General features: G+C 70.3%; 12 protein-coding genes and 1 tRNA gene. 6 read left to right on the forward strand and 7 right to left on the reverse strand.

What is annotated here, in order from left to right:
- The first annotated feature begins 14 nt into the window (after positions 1 to 14).
- Positions 15 to 689, forward strand: a complete 675-nt coding sequence (locus ACIBG6_RS18305; protein ID WP_399223600.1) for a class E sortase — start codon at positions 15 to 17, stop codon at positions 687 to 689.
- A 92-nt stretch (positions 690 to 781) separates the two neighbouring features.
- On the opposite strand, the gene pknB is transcribed toward ACIBG6_RS18305, so the two are convergent.
- The 6 genes from pknB to ACIBG6_RS18335 form a co-directional block, all read right to left on the reverse strand.
- The gene (gene pknB / locus ACIBG6_RS18310; RefSeq protein ID WP_399223601.1) at positions 782 to 2,827 is read right to left on the reverse strand and encodes a Stk1 family PASTA domain-containing Ser/Thr kinase; all 2,046 of its coding nucleotides are present in this window, start codon (positions 2,825 to 2,827) and stop codon (positions 782 to 784) included.
- Positions 2,828 to 2,998: 171 nt separating this feature from the next.
- Positions 2,999 to 4,465, reverse strand: a complete 1,467-nt coding sequence (locus ACIBG6_RS18315) for a peptidoglycan D,D-transpeptidase FtsI family protein (protein ID WP_399223602.1) — start codon at positions 4,463 to 4,465, stop codon at positions 2,999 to 3,001.
- Positions 4,462 to 5,901, reverse strand: coding sequence for an FtsW/RodA/SpoVE family cell cycle protein (locus tag ACIBG6_RS18320; RefSeq protein WP_399223603.1), 1,440 nt, complete (start codon positions 5,899 to 5,901; stop codon positions 4,462 to 4,464). The genes ACIBG6_RS18315 and ACIBG6_RS18320 overlap by 4 nt, the downstream gene beginning before the upstream one ends.
- A gap of 26 nt (positions 5,902 to 5,927) precedes the next feature.
- Positions 5,928 to 7,421 (reverse strand): Stp1/IreP family PP2C-type Ser/Thr phosphatase, encoded by a 1,494-nt coding sequence (locus ACIBG6_RS18325; RefSeq protein WP_399223604.1) that lies wholly within the window; start codon positions 7,419 to 7,421, stop codon positions 5,928 to 5,930.
- Between the two features lie 87 nt (positions 7,422 to 7,508).
- Positions 7,509 to 8,033, reverse strand: coding sequence for an FHA domain-containing protein (locus ACIBG6_RS18330; protein WP_399223605.1), 525 nt, complete (start codon positions 8,031 to 8,033; stop codon positions 7,509 to 7,511).
- Between the two features lie 10 nt (positions 8,034 to 8,043).
- A complete protein-coding gene (locus ACIBG6_RS18335) occupies positions 8,044 to 8,934 on the reverse strand; it encodes an FhaA domain-containing protein (RefSeq protein ID WP_399223607.1) in 891 nt (296 codons plus the stop codon).
- Between the two features lie 539 nt (positions 8,935 to 9,473).
- Between ACIBG6_RS18335 and ACIBG6_RS18340 the strand changes: the two genes are divergently transcribed.
- From ACIBG6_RS18340 to ACIBG6_RS18350, 3 genes are all read left to right on the forward strand, one after another.
- Positions 9,474 to 9,560 (forward strand) — tRNA-Leu (locus tag ACIBG6_RS18340).
- Positions 9,561 to 9,755: 195 nt separating this feature from the next.
- Entirely contained in the window at positions 9,756 to 11,576 is a 1,821-nt protein-coding gene (locus ACIBG6_RS18345; RefSeq protein WP_399223608.1) for a sensor histidine kinase, read from the forward strand.
- Between the two features lie 39 nt (positions 11,577 to 11,615).
- On the forward strand, positions 11,616 to 12,275 hold the full coding sequence (locus ACIBG6_RS18350) for a response regulator (protein WP_399223609.1): 660 nt from the start codon (positions 11,616 to 11,618) through the stop codon (positions 12,273 to 12,275).
- A gap of 32 nt (positions 12,276 to 12,307) precedes the next feature.
- Here the strand turns inward: ACIBG6_RS18350 and ACIBG6_RS18355 are convergent, their stop codons facing one another.
- Positions 12,308 to 12,775 carry a MarR family winged helix-turn-helix transcriptional regulator gene (locus tag ACIBG6_RS18355; RefSeq protein WP_399223610.1) on the reverse strand — a complete coding sequence of 156 codons (468 nt, stop codon included), beginning with the start codon at positions 12,773 to 12,775 and terminating at the stop codon, positions 12,308 to 12,310.
- 95 nt (positions 12,776 to 12,870) lie between these two features.
- Between ACIBG6_RS18355 and ACIBG6_RS18360 the strand changes: the two genes are divergently transcribed.
- Both ACIBG6_RS18360 and ACIBG6_RS18365 read left to right on the forward strand, forming a co-directional pair.
- Positions 12,871 to 14,016 (forward strand): hypothetical protein, encoded by a 1,146-nt coding sequence (locus ACIBG6_RS18360; RefSeq protein WP_399223611.1) that lies wholly within the window; start codon positions 12,871 to 12,873, stop codon positions 14,014 to 14,016.
- A gap of 103 nt (positions 14,017 to 14,119) precedes the next feature.
- Positions 14,120 to 15,583, forward strand: a complete 1,464-nt coding sequence (locus tag ACIBG6_RS18365; protein WP_399223612.1) for a DUF2252 domain-containing protein — start codon at positions 14,120 to 14,122, stop codon at positions 15,581 to 15,583.
- Positions 15,584 to 15,892 lie beyond the last annotated feature (309 nt).

The raw sequence follows: 15,892 nt of genomic DNA on the forward strand, positions 1-15,892 counted from the left end.
GACGGGACGACCTAGTGGCACGCGCGCGCAACCGGATCGCCGGGACCATCAGCGTCTTCGGCGAACTCCTCATCACAGCGGGTCTGGTGCTCGGACTCTTCGTCGTCTACTCGCTGTGGTGGACCAACGTCCTCGCCGACCGCGCGGCCGACCAGGACGGTGCCCAGGTCCGCGACCGCTGGGCCGACGGCCCCGGCGCCCTCGACACCAAGGACGGCATCGGCTTCCTGCACGTGCCGGCCATGAACAACGGCGAGGTCCTGGTCAAGCAGGGCACCACCCCCGGCATCCTGAACAACGGCGTCGCCGGCTACTACCTCGACCCGATAAAGTCCGCCCTCCCGCAGGACAAGAAGGGCAACTTCACGCTGGCCGCGCACCGCGACGGGCACGGCGCGAAGTTCCACAACATCCACAAGCTGAAGACCGGCGACCCGATCGTCTTCGAGTCCAAGGACACCTGGTACGTCTACAAGGTCTACAAGACGCTGCCGGAGACCACGAAGTTCAACGTGGACGTCCTCCAGCCCGTCCCGAAGGAATCGGGCGTGAGCAAGCCGGGCCGCTACATCACGCTGACGACCTGCACCCCGATGTACACCTCGGACTACCGGTACATCGTCTGGGGCGAACTGGAACGCACGGAAAAGGTCGACCGCGACCGCACCCCGCCGGCGGAACTGCGCTGACGTTCGGCTGAGTCCCGGCCACGACCGAGCCCCGGCATCCTTGGGATGCCGGGGCTCGGTCGTGTGTACGCGTACGGGTGCGGATCAGGCTGTCAGTCGAAGAAGCCGCCGCCGCCGCCCTGGTCGCCGCCCTGGTCTCCGCCAGGATTGCCACCCGGGTTGCCGCCTTGGTCGCCACCGGTGCCGCCCACGGTGATGACCGTGACCGTCTCACCGGTGTTGACCATCGAACCCGGCGCCGGGGTCGAGGTCATCACCATGGCGTCTTCCTTGTCGGAGCCCGACTGGACGACGACCAGCTGCAAGGCCTCGAGCTGCGCCTTGACGTCCTTGAACTGCTTGCCGCCGATGTCCGCGGGGATCTGGACCTGGGTCTGCTGCGGGCCCTTGGAGACCTTCAGCGTGACCTGGACGTCCTTCGGCTGGTCCGTGCCGCCCTGCGGGGTCATGTCGATGACCGTGTCCTTGGGCTGGTCGGAGTCCACGTCCTGCCGGGCCACATTGGTGAAGCCGACGGCGCTCAGCTGCTGGACGGCCTGGTCGTAGGTCCGGCCCTTCTGGTCGGGAAGCTCGGAGAGCATCTGCTTCGCGACAGTGATCGTCACCTCGGAGTTCTTCTCCGCCTTGGTGCCGGCGTCCGGGTTCGTGCGCAGGACCGAGCCCGGGTTGTCCTGGGACTCCTCCTGCTCGACCTTGACCGTGAAGCCCTTGGCCTTGAGGGTCTGCTCGGCGCGCTCCTGGGACTGCTCGATGACGTCTGGGACTTCTACGAGGGGGGCGCCCTCGGAGACGTACACCTGGATCGTGCTGCCGGTGTCCATCTTCGCGACGTTGTCCGCGACCGGGACCTGGCGGCAGATGGAGCCCTTGGGCTCCTCGCAGCGCTCGGTGCCGGCCTGGACGGCCTTCACCTGGGCGTTGGCCGCGAGACCCTCCGCCGTCTTCAGCGGCTGACCGACGAGCTGGGGGACCGTGACCTGCTGGGGGCCCTCGTTCTTGTCCATCAGCGAGACACCGATGAAGATCGCGCCGACGAGCACCAGGATGCCCGCGAGAACCAGCAGGATCGTCGAGGTGTTCGACTTCTTCTGGCCACCACCGCGGCGACGGTCCGGGCGGTCGTCGTAGCCGTAGCCACCGTCGTCCCCGTTGATCGGGGGCATCATCGACGTCTGACCGGCCGGGTCGGCCTGGCGCAGGGCGGTCGTCGGCTGGTCCTCGGCGTAACCGCCGTAGCCCCCGCCGTACGCGGGCGCGCCGCCCATGCCCATCCCCATCGCCGCGGCGGCCGCGACCGGCTGACCGTCGAGGCAGGCCTCGATGTCCGCGCGCATCTCGTCCGCCGACTGGTAGCGGTAGTCGGGGTCCTTGACCAGTGCCTTGAGGACGATGGCGTCCATCGACGGCGTGATCTCGGGGTCGAAGTTGCTCGGCGGCTGCGGTTCCTCGCGGACGTGCTGATACGCGACCGCGACCGGGGAGTCGCCGATGAAGGGCGGACGGACGGTGAGGAGCTCGTACAGCAGGCAGCCCGCGGAGTACAGGTCGGACCGGGCGTCGACCTGCTCGCCCTTGGCCTGCTCCGGGGAGAGGTACTGGGCGGTGCCGATCACGGCGGCGGTCTGGGTCATGGTCATGCCCGCGTCGCCCATGGCGCGCGCGATGCCGAAGTCCATGACCTTGACCTGGCCGGTGCGCGTCAGCATGACGTTCGCCGGCTTGATGTCGCGGTGCACGATGCCGGCGCGGTGCGAGTACTCGAGCGCCTGGAGGATGCCGACCGTCATCTCGAGCGTGCGCTCGGGCAGCAGCTTGCGGCCCGAGTGCAGCAGCTCGCGCAGGGTCGACCCGTCGACGTACTCCATCACGATGTACGGGATGGAGACGTTGTCGACGTAGTCCTCGCCGGTGTCGTAGACCGCGACGATCGCCGGGTGGTTCAGCGACGCGGCGGACTGGGCCTCACGGCGGAACCGGGCCTGGAAGGACGGATCGCGGGCCAGGTCGGCCCGCAGCGTCTTCACGGCGACGGTGCGGCCGAGCCGGGTGTCCTGGGCGATGTACACCTCGGCCATGCCACCACGGCCGAGCACCGAGCCCAGCTCGTACCGGCCGCCGAGGCGACGCGGCTCTTCCATAGCTAATCCAGCCCTCTCCGTCTGTCCCGACCGCACCCATGGGTGGTCCGGCGGTGTGTGCTGTTCGCGCATACGCTACCGGCCCCTGGACGGCGTACCGCTCGGGGCCGGTAGCTGATACCTGACCGGTACCTGGTTCGTACCGTCTCGGTGTTTCGTACCGTTCCGGGATCAGCCCCGGCTCTTGAGGACCGCCTTCATGACGTCCTTCGCGATCGGGGCGGCCAGGCCGCCACCGCTGATGTCCTCGCGGTTGGTGCCCTCGGAGTCCTCGACGATCACGGCCACGGCGACCGGGGAGCCCTGGTCGGTCTTGGCATACGAGATGAACCAGGCGTACGGACGCTTGGCGTTCTTCTCGCCGTGCTGGGCCGTACCCGTCTTGCCGCCGACCTTGACGCCGTCCATGTTCAGGTCGGCGTTGCCGCCGGTGCCCTTGGAGACGACGTTCTCCATCATCTGCTGGAGCTTCTGGGCGTTCTCCGGGGAGACCGGCCGGCTCATCTCCTCCGGGTCGTTCTGCTTGATGACGTCGAGGTTCGGGGCGACCAGCTTGTCGACCATGTACGGCTTCATCAGCTTGCCGTCGTTGGCGATCGCCGCCGTGACCATCGCCATCTGGAGCGGGGTGGTCGCGGTGTTGAACTGGCCGATGGAGGACAGCGCGTTACCGCCGCGGTCGGCCTTCTTGTCGTAGACCGAGGCAGCGGAGCGGACCGGGGTGAACTGTTCGGCGTTGAAGCCGAACTTCTCGGCCATCTCCACCATCTTGTCGCGGCCGACGTCGTCACCGAGCTTCGCGAAGACGGAGTTGCAGGAGACCCGCAGCGCCTCGTTCAGGCTCGCGTTGGCACAGCCGCCGGAGTGGTTCTTCATCGGCACCGTGGAGAGCGGGATCTTCCAGCCCTCGGGCGTCTCGGTCGCCGCGTTGATGTCGGTGACCTTGCCGTTCTCCAGCGCCGCGGCGGCGGTGACGACCTTGAAGACCGAGCCGGGCGGGTAGATCTCGCGGATCGCGCGGTTCTGCTTCGGCTTGCTCTTGTCGTTCTCCAGAGCGACCCAGGCCTTCTCGTCCTTCTTCGAGTAGCCGGCGAAGGAGGCGGGGTCGTACGAGGGAGTGGAGGCCAGAGCGAGGATCTTGCCGGTGGACGGCTCGATCGCGACGACGGCGCCGGTGTTGTCGCCGAGGCCCTCGAAGGCGGCCTTCTGGGCGGCGCCGTTGAGGGTGGTGACGACGTCTCCGCCCCTCTTCTTCTCGCCCGTGAACATGGAGAGCGTGCGGTCGAAGAAGAGCCGGTCGTCGTTGCCGGTGAGGATGCCGTCCTCGATCTTCTCGATCTGGTTGGCGTCGTAGGCCTGCGAGGCGTAGCCGGTGACCGGGGCCCACATGGGGCCGTCGGTGTAGGTGCGCTTGTACTTGTAGTACTCGTCCTTGGAGTCGACGGAGCCGGTGATCGGCTTGCCGTCGACGATGATGTTTCCGCGCTCGTTCGCGTACCGCTCGATCCGGACACGGGTGTTCTTGGGATGCGAGGTCAGCTCGTCGGCGCGGACGAACTGCACCCAGTTGTCCCGCAGGAGCAGGGCGAGGATGAGCAGGCCGCAGAAGATCGCGACCCGGCGCAGCGGCTTGTTCACGGACGGACCACCTGGGTCATCTCGGCGTCGGGGGACGGGGCGGGCGCGGGCGCCGGACGGCGCGCCGTGTCGCTGATCCGGATCAGGATGCCGATCAGTGCCCAGTTGGCGATCACGGAGGAACCGCCGTACGCGAGGAACGGCATGGTCATACCGGTGAGCGGGATGAGCCCCATCACGCCGCCGGCGACGACGAAGATCTGGAGTGCGAAGGCGCCGGAGAGGCCCATCGCGAGCAGCTTGCCGAAGGGGTCACGGGCGGCGAGGGCGGTGCGGACACCGCGCTCGACGATCAGCCCGTAGATGAGCAGGAAGACCATGACACCGGCGAGTCCGAGCTCCTCGCCGACGGTGGCGAAGATGAAGTCGGAGTTGGCGGCGAAGCCGATCAGGTCCGAGTTGCCCTGGCCGAGGCCGGTGCCGAGGATGCCGCCGGAGCCGAAGGACATCAGCACCTGGGTCATCTGGTCACAGGCGTTGAGCATGTTGGGGTCGGTGGCCGTCTTCAGGCACTCGAACGGGTCGAGCCAGGCCGCCACACGCGACTGGACGTGGCTCGCGAAGGAGCTGACGGCGACCGCGCCGCCCGCTGCCATCAGCAGACCCATGACGATCCAACTGGTCCGCTCGGTCGCCACGTACAGCATGATCACGAACATGCCGAAGAACAGCAGCGAGGTTCCGAGGTCGTTCTCGAAGACCAGGATGAGGAGGCTGACCGCCCAGATCGTGAGGATCGGGCCGAGGTCGCGGCCACGGGGCAGGTAGAGACCCATGAACCGGCGACTGGCCAGCGCCAGCGCGTCCCGCTTCACCATCAGGTAGCCGGAGAAGAACACCGCCAGGACCAGCTTGGCGAACTCGCCGGGCTGGATCGAGAAGCCGCCGACCCGGATCCAGATCTTGGCGCCGAAGCTGTCCGTGCCGAGGCCCGGGACCAGCGGCAGCAGCAGCAGGACGAGGGACACCACCATGGAGATGTACGTGTAGCGCTGGAGGACACGGTGGTCCTTCAGCAGCAGCAGCACGCCCACGAACATGGCGATGCCGATCGCCGAGTACATCATCTGGCTCGGCGCGTCCGGGCTGAAACTGTCGTACAGGCGCATCGAGGTGGCGATCAGCCGCGGCGACTGGTCGAGGCGCCAGATCAGCACCAGGCCCATGCCGTTGAGCAGGGTCGCGAGGGGCAGCAGCAGCGGGTCCGCGTACGGGGCCCACTTCCGCACCACGAGGTGCGCGACGCCCGCGAGCAGGGCGAGACCGAGCCCGTACCCGGCCATGCCGGCCGGGACCTTGCCGTCGATGGCCAGGCCCACGTTGAGGTACGCGAACACCGGGATGACGACGGCGAACGCGAGCAGCGCCAGCTCGGTGTTGCGGCGGCTCGGCGCCTCGATCGCGCCGATGGTGGTCGTGTTGGTGACAACGCTCATGGTGGTGAAAGGCCCCCTACGGGTGCTTACTGCTTGCCGCAGTTCGAGGCCAGCTTCTGCTCCTCCGCGGTGAGGGTGGGACCCGGGGACGGAGCGGCTGTGGTGGGCTTGGAGTCAGGGGTGGCCGTGCCTTCCGGCGTCTCGGCCGGCGGCTTGCTCGCCTGGTCCGCGGCCTTCTCGGCGGCGGCGCGGCGCTGCTCGGTCTTCTTGCAGGCCGAGGCCTGCGCCGCCAGCTCGGAGATCTTCGTCTCGGCCTTGCCGAGGGTGCCGCCCGCGATCGTGTCCTCGACCTGCTTCCGCTGGTAGGCGGGGAGGTACTTGAGTTCGATCTCGGGGTGGTCCTTCTCGACCTTCGACAGCGAGACCCAGGCCAGGTCCTGGCTGATGCCCTGGTAGAGCGCCACGTGCTGGTCCTTGGAGCCGACGAAGTACTGCGTCTGCGTCCACCGCCAGCCGCCGTAGAGCCCGCCGCCGACGACGGCGAGGGCCAGGACGAGGAGGAAGGAGCGCTTGAGCCACTTGCGGCCCGTGCGCGGCTTGACGAAGTCGTCGTCCGTGTACGACTCGAAGGAGCCCTGCGGCGGCATGCCGCCGTAGCCGTGGTCGTCGCCGCTGCCGGGCGGACCGAAGCCGCCCGCGGGCGGCTGCTGGTGCGGGGCCGGGCGGCCGAGGCCGGAGGCGCGGCCGGCGGGCGTCTGCATCGCCCCGCCGTCGTTCAGCTGGGCCGCCTGGTTCTCGGCGACCGCGCCCACGATGACCGGGGTGTCGCTGAGGTGACCGGCGAGGGTGTCGCCGCCGTCGACGTCGAGGACGTCGGCGACGATCACCGTGATGTTGTCGGGGCCGCCGCCGCGCAGCGCGAGCTGGATCAGCTCCTGCACGGTCTCCTGCGGGCCCTGGTAGCTGGCGAGCGTGTCCTCGAGGGTCTGGTGGGAGACCACGCCGGACAGGCCGTCGGAGCAGATCAGATAGCGGTCGCCGGCCCGGACCTCGCGGATGGAGAGATCGGGTTCGACGTGGTCACCGCTGCCGAGCGCGCGCATGAGGAGCGAACGCTGCGGGTGGGTGGTGGCCTCTTCCTCGGTGATCCGGCCCTCGTCGACGAGGCGCTGGACCCAGGTGTGGTCCTGCGTGATCTGGGTGAGGACACCGTCACGGAGCAGGTACGCGCGTGAGTCGCCGACATGCACGAGGCCGAGGCGCTGACCGGTCCACAGCAGGGCCGTGAGCGTCGTGCCCATGCCCTCGAGCTGCGGGTCCTCCTCGACCATCATCCGCAGCTGGTCGTTGGCGCGCTGCACCGCCGTACCGAGCGAGGTGAGGATGTCGGAACCGGGGACGTCGTCGTCGAGCGTGACGAGCGTGGAGATCACCTCGGAGGAGGCGACCTCACCGGCGGCCTGGCCGCCCATGCCGTCGGCGATGGCGAGCAGCCGGGGGCCGGCGTAGCCGGAGTCCTCGTTGCCCTCGCGGATCATGCCCTTGTGGGAGCCCGCGGCGAAACGCAGGGACAGAGTCATGCGCACCTGCCCTGTCGACGCTGCATCGGGGTACAGCCGGTCTCGACCCACACTGCCCACCCTCCGGTCGCTCCGCTCATTGTCGTACTACTTCCGCAGCTCGATGACGGTCTTGCCGATGCGAATCGGCGCGCCCAGCGGAATCGGCGTCGCGGTGGTGAGGCGGGTCCGGTCGAGATAGGTGCCGTTCGTGGACCCGAGATCCTCGACGATCCACTGGCCGTCCCGGTCCGGGTAGATCCTGGCGTGCCGGCTGGACGCGTAGTCGTCGTCCAGCACGATCGTCGAATCGTGCGCCCGGCCCAGCGTGATCGTCTGGCCCTGGAGGGCGACGGTGGTGCCGGTGAGGGTGCCCTCGGAGACGACCAGCTTGGTCGGCGCGCCACGGCGCTGCCGCCCGCCCGCGGTGGGCTGCTGCCCACGCTGCTGCGGCGGCGCGGCGGCCTGCTGGCGCGTGTTCTGCTGCGGCCGGGCGTCCTGGCGCCGTGAACCGCGCTGCGTCACCCGCGTTCCGAACAGGTCGCTACGGATGACCTGGACGGCCACGATGACGAACAGCCACAGAACGGCCAGGAAACCCAACCGCATGACCGTCAGGGTCAGCTCTGACATTGCCCCCGCTTCACCCTTCGGCTTGCCGGTAAACGATGGTGGTACTACCCACGACGATCCGCGAGCCGTCGCGGAGCGTAGCGCGGGTGGTGTGCTGCCCGTCCACCACGATGCCGTTGGTGGATCCCAGATCCTGGATCGTCGAGGGCGTTCCGGTCCGGATCTCGCAGTGCCGGCGGGAGACGCCGGGATCGTCGATCCTCACGTCCGCGTCGGTGCTGCGGCCGAGGACCAGGGTCGGGCGGGAGATCTGATGGCGGGTGCCGTTGATCTCGATCCAGCGGCGGACCTGGGAGCCCGCTCCGGCCCCGGATCCCGTGCCGGGCATGGCCACGGGGCCGCCCGCCGGGCGTCCCGCGGCTGCCGTCGGCCGCTGGCCGGGGGCGCCGGGAGGGGGCGAGGCGGGCATGGGCGGGGCGCCGGCCGGGGGGTACCCGTAACCGCCGCGGCCCTGCGCCTGGCCCTGCTGCTGGTGGGGCTGCTGGTGCTGCTGGTGTCCGGCCGCGGGCGGCTGCGGCTGTGACGTACTCGACGCGAGGGTGCGGCTGCGCACCCGGTAGAGACCGGTGTCGAGGTCGTCGGCCTTCTCCAGATGGACCTTGATCGGGCCCATGAAGGTGTACCGCTGCTGCTTCGCGTAGTCCCGGACCAGGCCGGCGAGCTCGTCGCCGAGCTGACCCGAGTAGGGGCTGAGGCGCTCGTAGTCCGGCGCGCTCAGCTCCACGATGAAGTCGTTCGGGACGACGGTCCGCTCGCGGTTCCAGATCGTCGCGTTGTTGTCGCACTCGCGCTGGAGCGCGCCGGCGATCTCGACGGGCTGGACCTCGGACTTGAAGACCTTGGCGAAGGTGCCGTTGACCAGACCTTCGAGACGCTGCTCGAATCGCTTCAGGACTCCCATGGGGCACCTCCTCCGTCGTTGTCGTCCTGGTACTGCTTACTGATCGTATCCACGCGTCGGGAAATCGGCTGGTTCCCCTTCTCTGCCCTGTGGACGAGTGTCACCTCTCACAGACCTTTCCCCCGGATCGTAGAGGTGGCCTGTGGACAGTGTCCCGCACCCGGCCGAGGGAGCGGCGGTGGGACCGGGGTCCGGCCCCGGAGACGGAGTGCGGTCCGTCACCTTCCTCCCGTCTCCTTCCGTTCGACCCGTTCCCTCCCTTCCCTCCCTTCCACCTGTTCCGCCCGTTGCATCCGTTGCATCCGGTCCACCCGTTCCATCCGTTGCATCCGGTCGTTCCGTCTCCTTCGCTTTCCTGTCTCCCCTTCCTGTCCTTCCCCACTCGTTCCCTTCGGGGTCTCCCTCAGGCCTCCCTCTCTCCTTGTTCTGCGGGAGTGGGGGCGAAACAAGGGATGTGAATCCACGGTCTGCGACGTGCTAATCTTCAGATGTCGCCAGGCGCTCGCACCGAAAGGTGAGAGGGCATGGAGGCCACCAATGCGCGGGTGGCGGAATAGGCAGACGCGCTGGATTCAGGTTCCAGTGCCCGAAAGGGCGTGGGGGTTCAACTCCCCCCTCGCGCACCAGACGAAAGCCCCGTAGGTCATCGACCTACGGGGCTTTCGCGTGTGTGCCGCGGAGTGTGAGCCTTCCCACGTCGGGCCCGCGGGGTCGCCTCCGGGGTGGGGCGGGGCGAGGTCGCGACTTTTGTCGTCGCCGGGCGAGACGAAAGACGGACGTCCGCGGGTGGGGTCGCTGCCTAGGGTGCGAGCGTGGACGTTATGTCGAAATCGGGGGACCCGGGCGCGAGCGGGAACGAGACCGGGACCGGGGCTGGGGTCGGGACCGCGATCGGGGGCAGGGTCGCCGCCTGGTGGGGATGGTTCGCCGTACCGGGACATTGGTCGCGGCGCAGGACCGCCGGTGAGATCTCGCTCGCCGTGGTCGTCGCGCTGCTCGCCGCCGGGAGCGAGGAGCTCCTGGGAGGTGAGGGCTGGCGGCTCGCCGGGGTCGCCGCCGGTGCCGCCGTGCTGTCGTTGCTGCGGCGCAGGCTGCCCGCGGGCGTACTCGTCGTCGCCGCGGCGCTCGCTCCCTTCCTGCCCGGATTCGGGCCGCTGCTGATCGTGGTCAGCTGGTCGGCCGGCCGGTACATCGCAGGCGCCGGGCGGGCGCTGGCCGCGTTCATGGCCGCCTTCGTCCTGGACGTCGGCGGGACGCTCCTGGAGACCTGGGACCGGCAGCGGCTGCTCACGGTGGCCTTCCTCGCGACCCTCTACTACCTCGGCACCACCCTGGCGCCCGGGCTCGCCCACCGCTACTGGACCCAGCGGCGGACCCTGTTGCACGCCCTCCAGGAGCGCAACGCGCAGCTGCTGCGGGAGCGGACGATGGTGGCCTGGCAGGCGCGGCTGCGGGAGCGGCAGCGGATCGCCCAGGACATGCACGACAGCCTCGGGCACCAGCTGGCGCTGATCGCCGTGCACACGGGGGCCCTGGAGGTGGACCGGGAGCTGAGCGAGCGGCAGCGCGAGGTCGTCGGAGTCCTGCGGAACGCCTCGGTGACGGCGATGCAGGAGCTGCGGGAGGTCGTCGGCATATTGCGCGACGGGATCGAGGCGACGGAGGGAACGGCTTCGGCGCCCGCGCGGGCCGGGGACGAGACGGGGCGGGCGGCGCGGGGGACCGCCGGCATCGAGGGGCTCGTGGTGGCGGCCAGGGCGGCCGGAACCACCGTCGGGCTGAGCCGGCTCGGGGAGGAGCGGCCGCTTGCACCGGCCGCGGACCACGCCGCGTACAGAATCGTGCAGGAGGCGCTGACCAACGCCTACAAGTACGCGCCGGGGGCGCCGATCGCCGTCGAGCTGCGGTACGAGCCGGACACCTTCGTCGTGGAGGTCCTCAACGAGGCGTCGACGGGCGGCCCGGCCAAGGACGTGGTGAGCGGCGGACAGGGGTTGACGGGACTCGCCGAGCGCGCCCGGCTGGTCGGCGGCATGTGTCACGCGGGTCCGGCCGACGGAGGCGGGTTCCGCGTGGCCGGGATGCTGCCGTACGGAGCGGCACCCGTCGCCGAGGCAGCGCCTTTGGTCGATGCCGCCGACGACTTCCGGCAGCAGTCGACGAGACCTCTGGTGGGCGATGGTCGTCCGGTCGTGGTCGGACCGGCCGACTGGACGTTCACGGAGCGGGAGCTGGCGATGGCGGTGCGCGGGGGCAGAGGCAGGGGCATGGGCGCGGGCGGCGGGGTCGCGCTGGGCTGCGGGATCGCGCTCGGCGCGGTCGTCCTGCTCGTGGTGGCGGCGGGCTTCGGTCTCTTCTTCATGATCGGTTCGTTGGAGAAAGGGATGATCGAACCCGAGCAGTACGACGCGGTGAAGGTCGGGATGACCGAGCGCGACGTCCGCGACCGACTCCCTTCGGGCGACTCGATCGCCACCGCGGGCCTGGGCGGCAAGGGGCCCGAGCGGCCGGAGGGCGCCGACTGTCTGCTGCTGCTCTCCTCGGAGACCGGTGAGTCCTTCGACGAGGAGCCCGTTTTCCGGTTCTGCTTCAAGGACGGCAAGCTGATCGAGAAGAAGTCGTACGTGGTCGAGCAGCGGTGACGCTGTCCTCGGCCCCATCGGAGTCGTGGGGGAGAAGCTGTGGCAGGGCAGCCCATCAGGGTCGTGATCGCCGATGACGAGCCCCTGATCCGGGCCGGGATCCGGATGATCCTCATCTCGGACCCGGACATCGAGGTGGTCGCCGAGGCGGCCGACGGCCGGGCGGCCGTCGAGGCGGCGCGGGCGCACGCCGCTGACGTGGTGCTGCTCGACATCCAGATGCCGGTGCTCGACGGCCTCTCCGCGCTGCCGGAGCTGCGTCGGGCCGCACCGGCAGCCCGGGTGATCGTCCTGACGACCTTCGGTGAGCGGGAGAACGTGCTGCGGGCCCTGGAGCACGGGGGAGCCGGGTTCCTGCTCAAGGACACGGCGCCTGCCGAGCTGATCAGGGCGGTGCGAGCGGCGGCGGCGGGGGACGCCTATCTGTCGCCGGCGGCGACCCGGCACGTGGTGGAGCGGCTCGCCACGGGCCGGGAGGCCGCGCGGTCGGAGCAGGCGCGGGTGCGGGTGGCGGCGCTGAGCCAGAAGGAGCGCGACGTGCTGGCCGTGCTCGGAGAAGGGCTGTCCAACGCGGACGCGGGCCGGCGGCTGCACATGAGCGAGGCCACGGTGAAGACGTACGTGAGCCGGATCCTGGCCAAGTTGGACTGCGAGAACCGGGTGCAGGCGGCGCTGCTGGCCCGGGACGCGGGGCTGTAGGCCTCTCCTGGCGTGGGGCCGGGTCGGGTGGGTCAGCGCGGGGTGGTGTCCGGGTGGCCGCTCGTGCTCGCGGTGTTGTAGCGGAGCAGGTACGCGGCGAACCGGGCGAGGTCGTCGGCCGACCAGTCCCTGAGGCGTTCCTGGTAGGCGGCGAGGCGGCTCGTCTGCGCTGACGCGAGGACCTCGGCGCCCGCCTCGGTGGGGTGCAGGACCTGGACGCGGTGGTCGTCGGGGGCGGGCCGCCGCTCGACGAAGCCGAGCTTCTCCAGGGTGGCGACCTGGCGGCTGACCGTCGACTTGTCCAGCAGGTAGTGGGCCGCGAGGTCCGTGGCGCGGCAGCCGCGCTGGTCGTCGATGTGGGCGAGCAGCGTGTAGGAGACGAGCGGGAGCTCGGGGTGGACCCGGGCCGCCGCGGCGCGGGCGCGGCGCGCGAAGGCCGTCAGCTCGCGCTGGATGACGTCCACGGACGCCTCGCGCGGTACCTCTGCGCCACCGGTCATGGTGCGCTCCCCTGTCGTCGGGTGTCGTTGCCTGCGGGTTCAGTTGTATAGTACAACGGTTCTTTAGTTGTAAAAGCCAACCATGGAGGTTCCCGGTGTCCGCAGGACCGAGTACCAACGGCGCGTTGCGGCATGTCCTCGGGCATCTGCTCACTCCCCTGCTGATGTGCGTCGGCATGGGCCTGGCCTACCTCGGCGCCTTCCACGCCCCCGCGCCCCACGACCTGCGCGTCGACGTCGTCGGCTCCGGACCGAGCGCCCAGGTCCTCGCGCAGACGCTCCAGGACGAGGGCGCCGGTGCGCTCGACGTCCGTACCGTCGCCGACCGGGACACGGCCGTCACCTCGCTGCGCGAGCAGGGCAGCTTCGGGGCCTACGTCCCCGGCGAGAAGCCCGAGCTCCTCGTCGCCTCGGGCTCGTCCGACACCAGCGCCATGGCCCTCGAGAAGGTGTTCACCAAGGTCGCCGCCGCACAGGACGCCCCGCTCGAGGTCACCGACGTCGCCCCCGTCGCCTCCGGCGACCCCACCGGCCAGGGGGTCTTCTTCCTGCTCGTCGCCCTCAGCATCGGTTCCTACGCCTCGGTCGCCGTCATCGGCGGAGCCGGCGCCGTCCTGCCCATGCGGATCAGGGCCCTCCTCGCCGCCGGGATGTCGCTGGTCGTCAGCCTGATCGGCACCCTGTTCGCCGGACCGGTCTTCCACCTCGTCGACCAGGGGCTCGGCGGAGTCTGGGCGATGTCCTGGCTGTACGCGGCGGGCATCCTGCTCGTCGGCGTCGGCCTCCACACGTTCCTGCGCCGCTGGACCACGCTCGGCTTGATGGTGCTCTTCGTCATGCTCAACTTCACGAGCTCCGGCGGCATCTACCGGCCCGAGCTCCAGCCCGGTTTCTTCGGCGCGCTGCACGCCTTCTGGAACGGCGCGGGCTTCGTCGAAGGCGTCCGCAGCCATGTGTACTTCGGCGGTCACGCGCTCGGCGGACACGTCCTCGTCCTCGCCCTGTGGTTCCTCGCCGGAGCCGCCCTCGTGGTGACCGCGGGGGTCGTGGAGGCCAGGAGGAACGGCGCCGTGAAGGCCGGGGCGGAGACCTTGAGGACGGCGGGCGGGTTGAAGGCCGAGGAGAAGGCCGAGGAGAAGGCCGAGGAGAAGGTCGGGACGAAGGTCGGGGAGAAGGTCCCGGCAGGGGACGGGATCGAGGAGGAGATGGAGGAGGACATGGAGGAGGCGGTCGCCGTCTGAGGTTGTCCACAGGGCGTTGTCCACAGGGGGAGACGGTCGATCAGGTGCGGCGGTACCGTCAGGGCCGGATGATGTTGGACATCGCATCGGGGGAGGGCATCCCATGGACGAGATCCGGGCCGTGGTGCCGGGACAGCGCGGTACGGACGGGGCGGCGGACGGTGAGCGCGTCCCGCACGTGACGGGCTTCGCGCGCCGTGCGGCAGACAGCGGCGCAGAGGTCTCCTCCAGGGACGCCGGCAAGGGACTGCGCGGCCGCGTGCCCCGCTCCGCGCACGACCGGCCGGCCCTCGCGGCCGACCGGCCGGACGCCGTCCGCGCCGTAGAGGACTCCAGCCGGGACCGGGTGCCCGAGCTCGCACCGATACGGGTCGGGAGGATGGCGGCGAGCCCCTTCGCCTTCCTGCGCGGATCCGCCGGACTGATGGCGCAGGACCTCGTCACGACCCCCGTCACCGGGATATCCGCCCAGCTGTGCGGCGACGCCCACGCCGCCAACTTCGGCCTCTACGGCGACGCCCGCGGCCGGCTCGTCATGGATCTCAACGACTTCGACGAGACGATCGTCGGCCCCTGGGAATGGGACCTCAAGCGGCTCGTCACCTCTCTCGTCCTCGCCGGGCGCGAAGTCGGCGCGAGCGAGGAGGTGTGCCGGGCGGCCGCGTTCGACACCGTCGGCGCCTACCGGCGCACCATGCGCCTCCTGGCCCGGCTGCCCGCCCTCGACGCCTGGAACGCGATAGCCGACGAGGAACTCGTCTCGCACACCGACGCCCGCGACCTCCTCGGCACCCTGGAAAGGGTCTCCGCGAAGGCCCGGAACAACACCAGCGCCCGGTTCGCCGCCCGCTCGACCGAGGCCGTGACCGAAGCCGAGGGCGGCGGCCGCAGATTCGTGGACGCTCCCCCGGTACTGCGCAGGGTTCCCGACGGCGAGGCGGCGGCCGTCGCCGCCTCCCTCGGGGCCTATCTGGAGACCGTGTCCGAGGACCGGCTGCCGCTCCTCGCGCGGTACGCCGTCCACGACGTGGCCTTCCGGGTCGTCGGCACCGGCAGCGTCGGCACCCGTTCCTACGTCGTGCTGCTGCTCGACCACCGCGGCGAGCCGCTGGTGCTCCAGGTGAAGGAGGCGAGACCCTCTGCCCTCCTGCCGTATCTGCCGGCCGTGGGCTTCACCGTGCCGGACCACGGCCACGAGGGGCGGCGGGTGGTCCTCGGGCAGAAGCGGATGCAGGTGGTGAGCGACAACCTGCTCGGCTGGACCACCGTCGAAGGGCGCCCCTTCCAGGTGCGCCAGTTCCGTAACCGCAAGGGCAGCGTCGACCCCGCCGCGCTCACCGTGGACCAGGTCGACGACTACGGCCGGATGACCGGGGCGCTGTTGGCCCGGGCGCACGCCCACAGCGCCGATCCGCGTCTGATAGCCGGCTACTGCGGCAAGAACGAGGAGCTGGACGAGGCGGTCGCGTCGTTCGCCGTCACGTACGCGGACCGCACCACCGCGGACCACGCCGACCTGCTCGCCGCGGTCAGGGCGGGGCGGATAGCTGCGGAACTGGGCGTCTGACCGACGCCCGCACCGGGGGGAGGGAGGGGAGGGGGAGGGAGGGGGGAGGCCCCCCCGAAGGACCGTAGGCTGGGTGGGACGAGCCGGAGCGAGGACGTGGGCGGGCGTGAACGTGAGCGTGGACCAGGGTGCGAACGACGGGCCCGAGCCCGAGCGGTCCGCGGACGAGCGGCCTGCGGGCGAGCCGTCTGTGAGTGGCGAGCGGGCCGAGAGCGGGCCGTCCGCGGGTCCGGAGCGGGCTGAGAGCGGGCCGTCCGTGGGTGGCGAGCGGGCTGAGAGCGGGCCGTCCGTGGGTGGCGAGCGGGCTGA

Origin of the sequence: Streptomyces sp. NPDC050842, from assembly GCF_044456565.1 — a bacterium.
Lineage (GTDB): Bacteria > Actinomycetota > Actinomycetes > Streptomycetales > Streptomycetaceae > Streptomyces.

Coding starts and splice junctions, on each gene's coding strand:
- pknB (WP_399223601.1), bottom strand. CDS start 2,827: ATGGAAGAGCCGCGTCGCCTCGGCGGCCGGTACGAGCTGGGCTCGGTG.
- ACIBG6_RS18320 (WP_399223603.1), bottom strand. CDS start 5,901: ATGAGCGTTGTCACCAACACGACCACCATCGGCGCGATCGAGGCGCCG.
- ACIBG6_RS18325 (WP_399223604.1), bottom strand. CDS start 7,421: ATGACTCTGTCCCTGCGTTTCGCCGCGGGCTCCCACAAGGGCATGATC.
- ACIBG6_RS18330 (WP_399223605.1), bottom strand. CDS start 8,033: ATGTCAGAGCTGACCCTGACGGTCATGCGGTTGGGTTTCCTGGCCGTT.
- ACIBG6_RS18335 (WP_399223607.1), bottom strand. CDS start 8,934: ATGGGAGTCCTGAAGCGATTCGAGCAGCGTCTCGAAGGTCTGGTCAAC.
- ACIBG6_RS18345 (WP_399223608.1), top strand. CDS start 9,756: ATGTCGAAATCGGGGGACCCGGGCGCGAGCGGGAACGAGACCGGGACC.
- ACIBG6_RS18355 (WP_399223610.1), bottom strand. CDS start 12,775: ATGACCGGTGGCGCAGAGGTACCGCGCGAGGCGTCCGTGGACGTCATC.
- ACIBG6_RS18365 (WP_399223612.1), top strand. CDS start 14,120: ATGGACGAGATCCGGGCCGTGGTGCCGGGACAGCGCGGTACGGACGGG.